Source organism: Metamycoplasma salivarium, assembly GCF_900660445.2.
GTDB classification, from domain to species: Bacteria; Bacillota_I; Bacilli_A; order Mycoplasmatales; family Metamycoplasmataceae; genus Metamycoplasma; species Metamycoplasma salivarium.
In genome coordinates this window covers 358,315-374,584 of sequence record NZ_LR214938.2, presented here as the reverse complement: position 1 = coordinate 374,584, position 16,270 = coordinate 358,315, and the positions used below count along the sequence as shown (strand labels likewise).

Below are 16,270 nucleotides of genomic sequence, written 5' to 3'. Positions count from 1 at the left end.
CACAAAAAATGCATTTTTCAAAGAAATTTAAAGAAATTCATTGATTTTTATTGAAGGAATTGAGTAAAACTTAGAATATTCCAAAATCAATATTTGCTATAAAAAATCAAAAATATGTGTAAAATAATTATGCATTAGCACCCTTAGCTCAGCTGGCAGAGCAAAGGACTCTTAATCCTTGGGTCGTGGGTTCGAGCCCCACAGGGTGTACCATTTAAAAACTAGCACTTAATAGGTGCTTGTTTTTTATATGTGAAATACAATGAAAATTCAAGTAGTATAAATTTATGTAAGAATTTGAGTAACAAGGCAATTAAAAGCATTGCATTAGCGACTGCAATAATATCAATATTTTCAATATTTTTTGGTGGAGTTGAAACAATAGACCAAATAGATATATTTGATATCCATTAAGCATTTCATTATTTATATTAGGAATAATTACATTAGTATTTACAAGTAAATTATCTAAAGAACAGCCTAGTATTAGCACCCCATGTAAACTATTCTTGATATTTTTTGTAATTCAATATAGTGTAGAATTTGCATGAATAATTATCTTTTTAACACTTACCCAAACTTCCGCTGCTATTGAATTATTAAATGCTTTATCAACAACATTTAGTTCATTGTCAGTTATTTGTGCAATTGGAACGATTGTGTGCTCTTGAATATTGTGGGTAAAAATCAAAGTTAACAAAATAGTTGTGCAAGACAACAATTCTACTCAAAATGATTTGCATAATGAATCAAATACATCGAATTAGCCAAAATATTAGAGATGTGTTTAAATTGCTAGTTAAATTTGACTAGCTTTTTTATTGCTATTGTTTTTAAAATTTTCCTTGATATAATTTAATATATATTCAAATAGGGATAGGAGAAACATGAACAAAAATACAATAAAAGGCATTGTTTTAGCAGCTGCAATAGTATCTATAATTAGCATATTTTATACTCCAATTAGCGTCTTTGGAGACATAATTTACAATGCAAAAGTGGTAAAACAACTTTGATATCCAATTGGACTAGCTTCATTTATCTTAATTATTATTAGTTTAGTTTACACTAACAAATTATTGGTTGAACAACCAGAACTTAAAGTTTTATGAAGATTATTGTTAATTTCATTAATATTGCAATTTTCATTTGCTATCTTATACTTGATTTTATTTAGCGTACTTATTTCTGGTGGTGCTGAATATGTTGCACTTTTATTAAAAATATTCTATGCAATATTGCTTATTGCTTTAGAAATTTGCACCATAGTTGCATTATGAATTTTATGAGCTAAAATTAAAGCAAATACATCTAACAATCAACAACAAACTTCACCTCAAAATGATAGTCCTACATCACCAACTCAATCTAACATTAATTAATTCTTTATAGGTATTAAAATTTTAAAGTTAACATTTAAATGTTAATTTTTATTTGCTTTTCTAAAATTCTTAAATAAAATAATTTGCAAAAAGACAACAAAACTTTAAAAATCAATAAAATTTAGAATAAATATACAAACTAAATTTTTTAACAAGACTTTTTATGATTTAAGGAGGCGAATGATATGACAAAAATTGCACAATCAGAAGCAACAAAAAAACTTCAATTAACAAAAAATAGATTAATTGAAGCTGCAAAGTCAACTGAAATCGAATTATATGAAAAATTTCATAGTTCAAAAAGGGGAATTGAAACTGATGAGATTGTTGATGAAAATAGGGATCAATATGGCCGTAATGTCATTTTAAAAAAAGGTGCTGATAATGTTTGAAAAAGATTATTTAGATCATTTTTCAATTTATTCAATATTATTTTGTTTTCATTAGCCTTTGTTTCATTAATTGTTGATGTCATTATCCCTTTAAAGGCACCGAGTTCGCCTGATGATAAACCATCATACACCACAATGACTGTCATTTTAATTATGGTTTTTGTAAGTAGTATCATTCATTTTATTCAGGAACAACATAGTTCAACCAACGCACAAAAATTGGTTAAAATTATTGAAACTACATCACTTGTACAACGAAATGGCATTTTAAGTGAAATTCCAATTTCTGATATCGTTGTTGGAGATATTATTCATTTAGCAGCAGGAGATATTATTCCTGCAGATGTTAGAATTTTGCAAGCTAAAGACTTATTTGTTTCACAATCTTCATTAACCGGAGAATCTGATGCAATTGAAAAATATACGTTTATTGATTCAAAAAAACAATATGACAACATAACTGATTATCATAATTTAGCATTTATGGGATCAAACATAATTTCAGGTTCTGCAATTGCGATTGTGGTTGTAACTGGGAATGACACATATATTGGTCAAATTGCAAGCAAAATCAATGAAAAACCAGTTAAAACTAACTTTGACAAAGGCATTAAGAAGATTTCAATTATGCTAACAATTGTTATGGCAATTATTATTCCAATTGTCTTTTTAATTGTCGGTTTTACTACAAAAAGTGTACAAAATCCTTGAATTAAAGCTTTGATGTTTTCAATTACAATTGCCGCAGGACTAACGCCTGAAATGTTACCTGTCATTATCATTAGTTGTTTGTCAAAAGGTGCAATTGTAATGAGTAAACAAAAAACCATTGTTAAAAGTCTAAATAGTATTCAAAATTTTGGAACAATGGATATTTTATGTACTGACAAAACCGGAACATTAACTCAGGATGAAGTTATTTTAGAACGTCATATGGATGTAACTGGAAAAGAAGATCCATATGTGCTTAAATATGCCTTTTTAAATTCATATTATCAAACAGGATTAAAAAACCTATTGGATAATTCGATTATTAAAAGAACTATGGAGCTTGCGGAAGAAGAACCATCATTAGATAATTTAGAGTTACATTTTGAAAAAATTGATGAACTTCCTTTTGATTTTAATCGCAAGAGAATGTCTGTGTTAGTTAGATCATTAAAAAATAATCGCATTAAAATGATTACCAAAGGGGCTGTTGAAGAAATAATTAGCGTATGTAGCACAATTTACAAAGATGGTAAAGTAATTCCTTTAACAAAGTCAGTAATTAAGTCAGTTTTAAACAAAGTTGAAGAATTTTCTGAAGAAGGAATGAGAGTTATTGCAATTGCATCAAAAAATGATGCTGCTCCTGTAGGGAAATTCTCAACCGTTGATGAAAAAGATATGACTTTAATTGGATATTTAACTTTCTTAGATCCTCCAAAAGATTCAGCTGAATCTGCAATTCAAGAACTTCACAATCGTGGAGTTGAGGTAAAAATTTTAACTGGTGATAATGCTTTAGTAACTAAAGCTATTTGTGCAAAAGTTGGAATTCCTTATGAAAAAATCTTGTTAGGTAAAGATTTGATTACAATGTCTGATGAAAAGCTAGCAAAAGAAGTTGAAACAACACAAATTTTTGCAAAGCTTACGCCTGACCAAAAAGCTAGAATTATTACTATTTTGAGAAAAAACGGACATGTTGTAGGTTACATGGGTGATGGAATTAATGATGCACCTGCTATGAAAGTTGCTGATGTTTCAATTTCTGTTGACACTGCAGTCGATATTGCAAAAGAAACTGCCAACATTATCTTACTTGAAAAAGATTTAAAGGTTATTGCAACTGGTATTACAGAAGGCAGAAAGACTCATGCTAATATTAATAAATATATCAAGATGACAGTATCTTCAAATTTTGGAAATATTATTAGTATTTTAATAGCTTCTATTTTATTACCATTTGTACCGATGGCGCCTGTACAAATTATTTTCTTAAACTTAATTTATGATTTATGTTGTGCTGCAATTCCTTGAGACAATATTGATAAAGACTATATCAAAAAGCCAAAAAAATGAGAACATAAATCAATTTGGAAATTTATGATTTGATTTGGTTTAGTAAGTACTCTGGTTGATGTTATAACATTTGTTGTTTTATTCTATGTTTTTGTACCGCAACAAATGGGAATAAAATCATATTATATTTTAACTACAGATGTTTCTAGAAAACAATTTATGGAACTATTCTGAACTGGTTGACTTGTAACATCAATGTGAACTCAAACTATTGTTATTCATTTTTTAAGAACAGAAAAAATCCCATTTATTCAATCACATGCTTCTTCTCCAATATTCATTACTACAATTTTAGGTATTGCTGCAATTACCGCTGCACAATATATTCCAGGGATTAGCAAAGGATTAGAGCTACAACCATTAGCTCCAATGTTCTATGCATGACTTTTAATGTTTGTAGGAATTTATATTACTTTGATAATGATTGTAAAAATGATTTACAAAAAGATCTACAAACAATTTTTATAATGGAAATTAGCCACAAGTTGTGACTTTTTTATTACTTAAATCAATTGCAAGATCTTTTGCTTTTAAATAAAAGTTACAATTTAAATGTCATTGTAAAAAAAGCAAAGGAATTTTGTGCTGAATGAATCTTAGTATATATAGAGTTTTGCCAATATCAGGAAATTTATTTTATTTGTTGTTATTAAAAAAATCAGAACAAAAAATCGATAAGAAATATAAAAACTTTAGTTTAAGCTTGTTAATAATTTCAACTATTTGTATGTTAGCATTAGTTGGATTTATATTATATGAATGATTGATTCATCTTTATCATTTAGATAATTACATAAAAAATACATCGACAATAAGAATATCAATCGCAAGTTTAATTTTTGGAATTTCAACGTTATGTTTTGTATTTCATATTTTGTTGTTTAAATACAAATTAGAATTAGTATGCAACTTTTTAATTCAATCTACTACTAACTTTGATTTCAAAATTGCAAATCAAACAAATATGCAAATAAACTTGCTAATTAAAGGCGACAAACAATTGCTTACAATTAATATTTTAAGAATAACTAATTTAATATCTGCAATTTGTGTAGAAATGTTTATGTTTATTTCAACATTATCTTGAAAACGAATGTTAATCTTTTATCACGATATTCACATGACTAGTATAGTTATGTTATTTAATATTGGAAAATATATCTTGTTTGATATAGTTTTATACTACTTATTAATAGTCATTCCATTTAAAATTAATGTTACATCAAAGGATAATTTTGACCGCGATTGATATACTAGTTGGAATTTGTTTAGATGATATTTGACACTATATGTTAATATTATTTCAATATTTCTAACAATATGATTTGATTGTTTAAACATCAAAGGCGATGCTTGAGGTGCTATTGCATTTTTCGTATTGCCGCCAATTTGTTTAGGAATTTCTTACATATTTAAATGTATATTTTATGGAATTTGATTGGAGAAAAAAACTAATTTAACAAACGGAAAAATCGTTCTATATTCAATTGTTCCATTTATGCTGGCACCTGTTTACTAAAAATCAAATTTTCAAAAATTAAAACCACAAGTTGTGGTTTTTAAATTATCTTGATTGGTCTTTGTTTCCATATGATTTTGATAAATCAATTAAATCATCTGGATTTTCGTTTGCAAGTTCAAGTTCAGTATTTTCTTGAATGTTTGCTTTAGTACTTTTTGTAAATAGAATCGTTGGAATAATAACAACATTTCTTCTTTTGTGTTTGTAGAAAAATGGCACCAAACGATCAATAATTAGTTGCTTTAATTGCGGTGTTGTTCAATCTTTTGAATTTTTTATAGTATATAAAATTGCGCCATGAACAATTCTTTTAGCTTCTTCAACTAAATGTAAAGAATTTCTTACAAAAAATGCACCACGTGATACTATTCTAGGCTTACCTAAAATAAGATTTTTTTCTTTGTTTAATGCAACAATTGCATGAACAAACCCATTTTGTCCAAGCTCCATTCTTTGTTTAATTAGTGCAGAGTTTGTTTTTGATAAGATAGTTCCATCAATAAATACTGGCCCAAAATAAACTTTTTCGTTTGAAAGTCTAATGTTGTGATTTTCTAAATAATAAACATCTCCTAAATTAGCAACGATGGCATTTTCAGGTTTAACTCCACACTCAATAGCAGTTTGTGAATGAACAACACTCATTCTATATTCGCCATGATAGGGCATAAAGTATTTAGGTTTAGTTAAATTAAATAATTTAATATGTTCATCTTTATATGCATGACCTGAAGTATGCAAATATCCATCAACACCATTTTCTCTAATGATTGCTCCAAGTTTGTATAGTCTATTAACTAAAAGTTCAATTTTAGATCTATTTCCGGGAATTGGACTTGAAGAGAAAATAACTGTGTCTTCTGGTTTTATTGTAACGTGTGGGTGTTTTCCAAATGACATTTTAGCTAGTCCTGCAAGTTCTTCGCCTTGTGAACCTGTTGTTAAGATAACAAGTTCACTATCATTAAAGTTTTTCATATTCTTTTTATCAATAAAAACTTCATCTGGTGCATCAATATATTTTAGTTTTCTACCGATATCAACGCCATCAACCATTGATCTTCCAAATGCAATAACTTTTTTCTTCATCTGTGCTGCAAGTTCAATAATTGCTTTAATTCTTGTTAGATTAGATGCAAAAGCAGTAATAATTATTTTCTTTTTTGCCTCTTGCATATATTTACCAATATCTTTTAAAATATCACTTTCAGAAGGTGAATGATGTGGCCTCATTGCGTTAGTTGAATCTGAAAATAAAACATCTAATCCTTCTTCACCAATTTGTTTTAATTTATTAAAATCAGTGTAGTTTCCAATCGGATGATAGTCAAATCTAAAATCACCTGTCATCATTAAACTACCATTTGGAGTTTTAACTCTAATTCCAAAAGCATCTGGAATTGAATGTTGCGCTGTTCAATAATCAACTGAACATTCTCCAAAATCATAAACATCATCTTTGTGAATTTCAACAAGTTCTATTTTTCTTTTTAATTTAATTTCTTCAAATTTTAATTTTAAGTATTGAATAGCGATTTTTGGAGCAAAGATTTTATGTACATCAACTTGTTGCACTAAATAAGGAACACCACCAATGTGGTCCTCATGTCCATGTGTAATAAATAATCCAGCAATACGGTCTTGATTATCTTGCAAATATGAAAAATCAGGGATAGAGCCATTAACACCAGTTGCAAAAACATCGCAGAATTTAATGCCAGTGTCGATGATAAAAATTTTATCGTATTCAATAATTAATGTACTTTTACCAATTTCTTGCATTCCACCTAAACCAAAAATTTTTGTTGGTCTCATAAATTATCAACTCCAATCATTATTTGAATAAAAGAAACAAATTTGTTTTTATTAAGTTACAAATATTTTATATGAAATTTTTGTTGTTCTAAAAAAATAAATGTAAAGTTTGCTTTTATCTTAAAAAAATAGTAAGTTATGTAAATGGTATAATTTAAGTATAAAACTGAAAAAGTAAAGGACACTTATAAAGAAATTGTTTTTAAAATTATTGGCTCCGATTACTATTGCTGCTACTGCATTACCCACAATTTCATGTGGGGGATTTTTGTTTCCACAAACTGCAAAATATTATCGTAAAGAATTAGACAAAATAATTGATAGTAAATATGAATATAAAGTATATGAATATTCAAAAGAATTTGTTGATTTTGTAAGTAGAGGGCAAACATTAATTACTACAAAAGAATTTGTCGTGAAAGGCATTAATGAAATTAGTAAAATACCTTTATTTTATGGAAGTGGTATAGGCGGTTATGCGATTACTCTAGATTTATCAAGCTTTTTGAAACATTTAAATTCGTTAGGAAAACTTAATTTCTATCGCTATGTAACTACTTTTCATTGGTATAAACAATTATTCTTGTCTGGTCAAATGTATTATAAAAACAAAGATAATTATTATAAAAAATATGCTTCATTAACTATTAGAATAGAAATGTCATCAAGAAATGAATTTGTAACATTATATTTATCCGGAACAATTCAAAAAACAGAAAATCCAAATGATGGATATTACGAAATACCAAGCGGTTCATATATTAAATTGCAAAGATCAATTTGAAAATAATAAATAGTTTATGAGTGATATGGAGACATATCATTTTTTAATTTGTTTATCTAGTATAATTGAAAAAGTTTATTTACTTTAAGGAGTTTTTATGTTAGAAGTTAGCAATTTAAGCAAGATTTTTCCTGACAAAAAGTTATTCACGAATGTTAGCCTAAAATTTTTGCCTGGTAATGTTTATGGAATTATTGGTGCAAATGGTGTTGGAAAATCTACCTTTCTAAAAATATTAGCAGATGAAGTTGAAGCTTCTGAAGGCGAAATTATTAAAGATAAAAACTCAAGGATGAGTGTTTTAAGTCAAAATCAAAATGAATTTGATGATTTTAATGTGACCGAAACTGTTATTATGGGAAATAAAGAACTTTATGAACTAGGCCTTGCTAAAAATGCTATTTATGAAAATCCAGAAGCAACTTTAGAAGACTATGAAAAAGCTAGTTTGATGGAACAAAAATATGGTGAAATGGGAGGTTGAAATGCTGAAAATGACGCACAAAACCTTTTATCTAATTTAGGAATTGCTAAATCTAAATGAAATTTAAAAATGAAGCAACTTAAAGCAAATGAAAAAGTTAAAGTTTTACTCGCTAAAGCATTATTTGGAAATCCTGATATTTTAATAATGGATGAGCCTACCAATAGGCTAGATCTTAAAACAATTAAATGACTTGAAAATTTTTTAATTGATTATGGACACATTGTTATTGTTGTTAGTCATGATAGTGATTTTTTAGATGAAATTTGTACTCATATTATTGATATTGATTATTCAGAAGCAAAATTATTTGTTGGAAATTATAGTTTTTGAAAATCAACAAGTGCATTGTTAATTGAAATGCAACAAAAACTTAATCTTAAAAAAGAAGAGCAAGCTGCTAAATTAAAAGAATTTATTGCTCGTTTTTCTGCTAATGCATCAAAATCAAAACAAGCAACAAGTCGGAAAAAACTTCTTGAGAAAATTGAAATAACTGATTTAAAACCTTCATCACGTAAATATCCTTATATTAAATTTGATTTAAATAGATTACCTGGTAAACAAGTATTATCTGTTGAAAATTTAACTTATAAAAACAATGAAGGTGAAACTTTATTTGAAAATGTTTCTTTTGTTTTAAAACCAGGAGATAAAATGGTCGTCATTGGTGATGATGATATTGCTAAAACAAGATTTTTAGAAATTATAGCTGGGAAAATAAAACCAACAAGTGGTACAGTTACTTGAGGTATTACTATCAAACCAAATTATTTTCCTAACAATAACTTGGAATATTTTAAAAATGATGAAACTATTTTAGAATGAATTAGTAAATGAACTTTAAATAATACAACTCAAGAAACTAAAGATAATTCAGATTCAAGAATGAGATCTTTTTTAGGCAGAATGCTATTTTCAAATGATTCGGTATTTAAGAAAATTCAAGTCACAAGTGGAGGAGAAAAAGTTAGACTAATGTTTTCTAAATTAATGCTAGAAGAAAGTAATTTTTTGATTTTTGATCAACCATTAGATCATTTGGATTCTGAATCAATTGATTCACTTATTTCTGCAATTAAAGATTATAAAAGTTCATGTATTTTTACAACATACAATAGAGCAATGATTAAAGAATGCGCTAATGTTATTTTAGAGATTAAACCAAAGGAAAGTTTTTTGTTTTATGGTGAACTTGAAGATTATGAAAAAGCAATGGGATATTAAAGCATATAATTGTATATAAAAATTAGAAAGGAAATAATATGAAAAATAAAAATATTTCACAAGAAACATTACAAAAATTAGAAAAATCATATAGAAAATCTACCTTAAATAAAGTTGCAGAAAATGCAATCATCAAAAATGGTATTTATGAAAGTTCAATTAACCACGATGCTGTGCAAAAACATAATTTTGAATTTTCAATTGAAACAAAAATAGGTGCAATTACTAACCAAAAAAATTCAGGAAGATGTTGAATTTTTGCTTCAATTAATATGGTAAGACTTGCACTAATGGAAGAATTTAAATTAGAAAGTATTGAGCTTTCACAAAACTATATTGCTTTTCATGATTATTTAGAAAAAGCAAATACTTATTTAAATTTTATGATTGACAAAGGTTTAGGATTATCAACTTTAGATAGAACGTTCCAACATTATAATGAAAGTCCAGTTCAAGATGGTGGATATTTTGAATGATTTATGGATCTTATTAAAAAATATGGAATTTGTCCAAAATCAGCAATGCAAGAAACTTTCCAATCAGAAAATACAACTGCAATATTTAAGGAAGTTAACTTGCGTTTAAAATCATATGTTGCTAAAATGAGAAATGTTTATGAAAATGATAAGCAAGTTACAGATGAAATATATGAACTAAAAGAAAAAGCATTAGAAGATGTTTATAACGTTTTAGTTAAATCGTTAGGTATGCCTCCAAAATCGTTTACTTTTTCTTATCACGATAAAGATAAGAAATTTCATAGTTTCGAATCAACCCCAATAGATTTTTACAAACAACATGTTGAAAAACCTTTATCAGAAAAAATAACTGTTATTTCAGACCCACGTGAAATTTATCCTTACAACAGATTACTACATAGTGATTTTGTAAAAAATGTTTATGATGGCACTGGACTTTTAAAATTAAACATTACCTTGAAAGAGCAAAAACAAGCAATTATAAATTCATTAAAAGATGGAAAAGCGGTTTGATTTGGTTGTGATGTTGGGGCATCAAGCAATAGCAAATTAGGTATTATGGATGAAAATCTTTATACAACTGATTTAACTTTGACAAAACTTCTACCATTTAGTAAAAAAGAAAAATTTGAATTGCATGCATCAGTTATTAGTCATGCAATGAATTTAGTTGGTGTTGATTTAGATAAAAATGGGAAACCTTTAGCTTGAAAAGTTGAAAATAGTTGGGGAGATGAAGTTGGCAAAAAAGGTATCTTTTCAATGAGCGATAAATGATTTGATGAATTTAGTTATGAAGCTATCGTAGACAAAAAATATTTATCAGATGAAGCATTGTCAGGACTTAAAAAAGACCCAATTGAATTAGAACCATTTGATCCAATTTGCTAATTTATTAGAAATTTTGAAGGGCATTTGTATGCTCTTTTTTTATTTCTTGTAGAATTTAAAATTCTTTAATTAACAATATAAATTTAATCAAATTACATTTTTTTTGATAAATATTAAGAAATATTGACAATTTTTTTGAAATTAAATTATATAATTTTTGTTAATTTACAACTTTGAAAGGGTTTTTATGTTTAAAAATAAATCAATAGTTTTGGTTTCTTCACTAATGTCCTTAGCATTGATTCCTGCTATGGTGTCATGCAAAAAAAAGTTTGATATTCCTAATGATTTAAAAGAACGCACTAATAACAACTATGGAATTTTCTTTAATCAAAAAATTACTGATGTTAAAGAAAATACTACATCAAAACAAATTTATGACGAACTTGAAAAATCAAAAACATTAGAGGAAATTCAAAAAATTTTAGAAAAATATTCACACATTAATTTTGATTATATTGACAATAAAAATTATGCATATTCTTTGAATATGGCAAAGACAAAATATCAAAGAAACACTTTAGATTTAGTTTTTGATATTAGAGATAAAAAGTCAAATATTACAATACAAAAAACTTTTACAATTTGCGATTTAAAAGATTATGTTGATACTGATAATTATGAGCAAATTGGTAATTTAAAGTTTTATAGTATTACAACAACATTTGGATCAACAATGACATCAAAGGATTTCATTAGCAAATTTAAAGAAGAAATGAAAGATTCAAGATATGAAGAAAATGGTGAAGAACAACTAAAATTCTTTAGAAAATATTGTTTAGTTGATGGTGAACTTGACAAATCAAAATATGAAATTGATTTTATTGGAAAGGACAATGAATATTTAAATTATTTACACGACCATGGACCTACAAATATTCATTTAAGACTTGCAATAAAAAACAAAGAAACAAATGAAGTAAAAGAATATACATTTTTTGTTTATAATTTTAATTCAAAAGTTGAATCAACTCCTTTTACATTAAGTGCTAAAGAAAATGCCAAAGTATTTACTTCATTAAGTTTAATTGAAGAACTTAAAAAAGATTTAAGTTTCAAAAATTTATTAAATTATTTTGATTTGCAAGAATTGGACAATTATTTAGACTTTAAGTATGAAATTGATCCTAATGGATTTCAAACCTATAAGCTTCAAGATCCAGACACAGGTCAAGATATAGACGATGATGATTTAACAAAATTTACAATGACTATTAAAAGAATTGATAGATTTGACAGCAAAAACTTTAAAACCTTTCATTTAACAATTAATTGATTAAATAGTGTTGCTTATATAGGATATTTAAAATTAAATTATTATAATTATAAAGATGTTGCATCAGATATTTCATTCAATATTTCAAACGTGGAGTTAAAAAAGGAATTAGAAAAACTTGAATTTAATAAGCTAAGCGAAGAAAAACAAATAGAAAAATTAGTTGAACTTTTAAATTCGGGTTTCGGTAAAGATGATTATAAACCTGCTTCTATTGTTGAAAAGTTAAAAGCAAATTACAAAATGAAGCTAAATACAAAAAATATTAAGGTATCAAGAAGTAAAGTATACTTACATACAATTATTGAACTTGAATTTGAAATTACAAATTTAAAAACAAATGAGACTAAAACAACAATTTTTAAAATTCACGGATTAAATTATTAATAATGATTTTGCTGGACTAAGTCCAGTTTTTTTATTTTATAAAAAAGTTTAGTTTCTTAAATGTTGGTAATTTTATGCTTTATCACTTATAATATATTAAATATTTATTTAGGTATAAAAATGATAGGTATTGATTTAACTAAAAAGAGTAGGTTTAAAGAAAATCAAGAAGAGATTGCAAAAAAAATATTACATTCTATGGAACTAAAAAAATATTTAGAAGACAATGATAAATTAAAGTTTTTAGCAACTAGATGGGCAATTAAAGAAGCGATCTTTAAATGTGATAATCAATATAAAAATTTTTCAGAAATAAATATCACTAAAGACAATGTAGGTAGATATATATTTAAGGACTTTGAAATTTCAACTACAAATGACGATGACTACATTATTGCTATTGTTTTTAATCATAAAAATTAAGGAGAAAATATGAAATTAAGAACTAGATTATTTTGAAACGCATTACCAATTTTATTTATTTATTGATCATTACTTTCAAAGGCTTCAAGAGCTAAAAAAATGCCAGAATATTACAAAGAATTTGAAAAATGTGAAATATTTCAAAAAAAATCAAATTCATTACTTAAAAAATTTGGAATCAAATTAAAAGTTAATAATTTTTCAAATGTTCCTGATGGGCCTTGTTTAATTATTCCTAACCATTCAACTTATTTAGATCCATTAATTATTGCATCAGCTTTACATAATCAAGGAGATGGACAAAAAAGATCAAAGAATTTTGGTTTTATTGCTAAATCTGAAAGCAAACAAAAAAAAGGAATTAAAAAAATTGCTGATTTTATTAACACTTACTTTTTAGACTATTCAAAACCAAGAGAAATTTTAGAAACCTTACGTGATTTCGGCAATTATGTAAAAAATAATAAACTTTGTGGTGTTATTTTTGCTGAAGGAACTAGAACTAGAGATGGTAAATTAGGCGAATTTCAATCAGGAGCTTTTAGAGTTGCACAATCAGCCTATGTCCCTATTATTCCTGTAACTATTAATAATGCATGTAATGCTATGGATAAAAATAGAAAAGGCATTTTAGAAGTTGAAGTAACATTTCATACACCAATTAAACCTGTAATGTTTCAAACACTTGATCCAAAACATATTGCTGAAAATGTTAAAAGTATTATTGCTTCAAACTATATTGATCAAACAATAACCTCAAAAGAAACAATTAAAAACACATATACCAAAAGAAATAAAAAATAAGATAAGAGCTCAAAATGATTATTGATGAAACAAAAAAAGTAAAAGTTAATGAAATTTCTTTAGAAGAACCCAAAGAAGAAGAACTAACTAAAAAAAATGACAAGAAAACTAAAGATAAAAAAGAAAATGAAGCTTATGAACCAAAATATAAATTCACTTTATCAAATTTTGATGGTCCTTTAGATTTATTAGTTAGCTTGGTTAAAGAAAAAAATATCAATATTCTAGACATTGATATTGCAGAACTTGCAAACCAATATCTTGAAATTATTAAGCATCTACAAGATAATGATTTTGATATTGCTAGTGAATATTTAGTTATGGCTGCAACTTTGTTACAACTTAAAGCAAGAATGGTGTTACAAGACCCTGAAGTTGAAGAAGAAATTAAACAAGAAAAGAAAAGATTACTTGAACAAATTGCTGAATATGAAAAATTCAAAGAAATTTCTATTACTTTAAGAGAACATGAAACTGAGAGAAAAAATTATTATGAAAAAAGACCTGAAGATGTAACAGAATTTGTTAGAGAAACAGATGATTCAATTTTAGATGGTCATGCAAATAGTTCAAGATTAGTTGTTACATTACGTAAAATGTTTGAACGAACTTACGCTGAAATGATTAGAAACATTAAAATTACAACAATAGCAGTAAGCCCTGAAGAACAAAAAAAGAGAATTATTGAATTATTTAGACATAAGAATGAACTTAATTTTAAGGAAGTATTTCATGTACCTACAATGGGGCATTTCGTAATTACATTATTAGCAGTTTTAGACTTAGCAAGACAACAAATAGTTGTAATGCAACAACATGGTGATACTGACATTACATTCACAAAAGGAGTTGAATATGAATAACAAAATAATTGAAGCTTTACTATTTATTCAAGGTAGTGAAGGATTAAGCAGTGAGCAACTAAAAGATGTTTTGAAATTAAATACTACAAATGAAGCTAGACTTTTACTTAGAAAATTTAAAGAGGAATTTAATAAACAGGAACATGGTATTATGGTTGCTGAATTTAATGACGTTTTTAAATTTTTAACAACACCTGCTGTTAAATGAGCAATTGAAGAATTAGTCACAATTGTAAGAAAACAACATTTGTCAACTGCTGGAATTGAAGTCGCAGGAATTATTGCTTATAAACAACCAATTACTAGAAGCATGATTTCAAATATTAGAGGTGTTGTTAGTGACCATATTGTCGCATCGCTTTTAACAAAAGGAATTATTGAAGAAGTTGGAGTAGCACCAACTCCTGGAAATCCAATTTTGTATGGTATTACCAATAAATTTTATGATTATTTCAAAATTAAAACATTAGCAGAGCTTCCTCCATTTCCAGAATTTGCAAGATATAAAGATGAATCTGAAGAAATGGAAGACAAAGAATTTAATTTATTTGATTCACAACGTCAAGATGAAAAATCTCAAAGCCCTTCAATTTTAGTTGCAGAAGGTGACGACGATGATCAAGAAATTTAAAGCAAAAGAAAATGATGTTAACCGAACATTATTTAAATATCTAGAAAAAATGCTAGATAATGTTCCTATTTCAAGACTAGAAAAACTATTTCGTGAAAAAGATGTTAGGATTAATGACCAAAAAACTAATGAAAAACATTACAAGTTACAACTTAATGATGAAATTTTAGTTTATGGGCTAAAAGATGTTTCAAGAGAAACTAAGAGGTCAAAAGCTAACATTAATTTTTCTGTTGTTTATGAAGATAAAAATTTATTAATTGTTGATAAAAAAGTTAATGTTGCAATTCATTCAGAAGAAAATTGTTTGAATGATCAAGTTTTAACATACTTAGATTATAAAAAAACATCTTCATTTATACCTTCTTCAATTGGAAGAATAGACAAAAAGACATCAGGGATTGTAGTTTATTGTAAAAACTATCAAACCCTCACCGAATTTTCTGAAAAACAAGATGAATTTGAAAAAGTTTATCAATTTGTTTCAGATTTTAAGTCTTTAGAAAAACAAGAAGTTGCTGTAAGACTTAAAAAAGATATCAAAAATGAAAAGATGATTGCAAATGATAGTTATGGTGTCAAAGCGAAAACTATTTTTTGAACTGATGGTATGAGAAACTATGCACAAATTGTTACAGGCAAAAAACATCAAATTCGTGCAACATTAGAATATTTACATTGTCCTATTGTTGGAGACACTAAATATGGTGGAAAAAGAGCAAGAAGGATGTTTTTACATTCCTATTCAATAACCTTTCATAATTTAAGCGAAGATTTTAAAGAATATAATGAACAAACTTTTGTTTGTCCACCACATTGATAATATTATCAAAATAAGGAGTT

13 protein-coding genes and 1 tRNA gene are annotated in these 16,270 nt (G+C 26.6%); 13 read left to right on the top strand and 1 reads right to left on the bottom strand.

What is annotated here, in order from left to right; genetic code table 4:
* Positions 1 to 137 precede the first annotated feature (137 nt).
* The 4 genes from EXC60_RS01700 to EXC60_RS06405 all read left to right on the top strand — a co-directional run bounded on the left by EXC60_RS01700 (position 138) and on the right by EXC60_RS06405 (position 5,360).
* A tRNA-Lys gene (locus tag EXC60_RS01700) sits at positions 138 to 213 on the top strand.
* Between the two features lie 674 nt (positions 214 to 887).
* Positions 888 to 1,382, top strand: coding sequence for a hypothetical protein (locus EXC60_RS06410; RefSeq protein ID WP_024544267.1), 495 nt, complete (start codon positions 888 to 890; stop codon positions 1,380 to 1,382).
* A gap of 185 nt (positions 1,383 to 1,567) precedes the next feature.
* Positions 1,568 to 4,309, top strand: a complete 2,742-nt coding sequence (gene mgtA, locus EXC60_RS01690; RefSeq protein WP_024544266.1) for a magnesium-translocating P-type ATPase — start codon at positions 1,568 to 1,570, stop codon at positions 4,307 to 4,309.
* A gap of 121 nt (positions 4,310 to 4,430) precedes the next feature.
* Positions 4,431 to 5,360, top strand: a complete 930-nt coding sequence (locus EXC60_RS06405) for a hypothetical protein (protein ID WP_024544265.1) — start codon at positions 4,431 to 4,433, stop codon at positions 5,358 to 5,360.
* A 45-nt stretch (positions 5,361 to 5,405) separates the two neighbouring features.
* Here EXC60_RS06405 and EXC60_RS01680 read toward each other — a convergent pair whose 3' ends face one another.
* A complete protein-coding gene (locus EXC60_RS01680; protein WP_024544264.1) occupies positions 5,406 to 7,178 on the bottom strand; it encodes a ribonuclease J in 1,773 nt (590 codons plus the stop codon).
* A 196-nt stretch (positions 7,179 to 7,374) separates the two neighbouring features.
* On the opposite strand from EXC60_RS01680, the gene EXC60_RS01675 reads away from it, so the two are divergent.
* The 9 genes from EXC60_RS01675 to EXC60_RS01635 all read left to right on the top strand — a co-directional run bounded on the left by EXC60_RS01675 (position 7,375) and on the right by EXC60_RS01635 (position 16,250).
* A complete protein-coding gene (locus tag EXC60_RS01675) occupies positions 7,375 to 7,968 on the top strand; it encodes a hypothetical protein (RefSeq protein ID WP_024544263.1) in 594 nt (197 codons plus the stop codon).
* 91 nt (positions 7,969 to 8,059) lie between these two features.
* On the top strand, positions 8,060 to 9,673 hold the full coding sequence (locus EXC60_RS01670; protein ID WP_024544262.1) for an ABC-F family ATP-binding cassette domain-containing protein: 1,614 nt from the start codon (positions 8,060 to 8,062) through the stop codon (positions 9,671 to 9,673).
* 38 nt (positions 9,674 to 9,711) lie between these two features.
* A complete protein-coding gene (locus tag EXC60_RS01665) occupies positions 9,712 to 11,043 on the top strand; it encodes a C1 family peptidase (protein WP_024544261.1) in 1,332 nt (443 codons plus the stop codon).
* A 187-nt stretch (positions 11,044 to 11,230) separates the two neighbouring features.
* On the top strand, positions 11,231 to 12,706 hold the full coding sequence (locus EXC60_RS01660) for a hypothetical protein (RefSeq protein ID WP_024544260.1): 1,476 nt from the start codon (positions 11,231 to 11,233) through the stop codon (positions 12,704 to 12,706).
* A gap of 120 nt (positions 12,707 to 12,826) precedes the next feature.
* Positions 12,827 to 13,129 (top strand): 4'-phosphopantetheinyl transferase superfamily protein, encoded by a 303-nt coding sequence (locus EXC60_RS01655; RefSeq protein ID WP_024544259.1) that lies wholly within the window; start codon positions 12,827 to 12,829, stop codon positions 13,127 to 13,129.
* 9 nt (positions 13,130 to 13,138) lie between these two features.
* The gene (locus EXC60_RS01650) at positions 13,139 to 13,933 is read left to right on the top strand and encodes a lysophospholipid acyltransferase family protein (RefSeq protein ID WP_024544258.1); all 795 of its coding nucleotides are present in this window, start codon (positions 13,139 to 13,141) and stop codon (positions 13,931 to 13,933) included.
* A 14-nt stretch (positions 13,934 to 13,947) separates the two neighbouring features.
* Entirely contained in the window at positions 13,948 to 14,796 is an 849-nt protein-coding gene (locus EXC60_RS01645; protein ID WP_197725017.1) for a segregation/condensation protein A, read from the top strand.
* Positions 14,789 to 15,427, top strand: a complete 639-nt coding sequence (gene scpB, locus EXC60_RS01640) for an SMC-Scp complex subunit ScpB (RefSeq protein WP_024544256.1) — start codon at positions 14,789 to 14,791, stop codon at positions 15,425 to 15,427. The genes EXC60_RS01645 and scpB overlap by 8 nt, the downstream gene beginning before the upstream one ends.
* Positions 15,411 to 16,250 carry an RluA family pseudouridine synthase gene (locus tag EXC60_RS01635; protein ID WP_036456581.1) on the top strand — a complete coding sequence of 280 codons (840 nt, stop codon included), beginning with the start codon at positions 15,411 to 15,413 and terminating at the stop codon, positions 16,248 to 16,250. The genes scpB and EXC60_RS01635 overlap by 17 nt, the downstream gene beginning before the upstream one ends.
* The last annotated feature ends 20 nt before the right edge of the window (positions 16,251 to 16,270 follow it).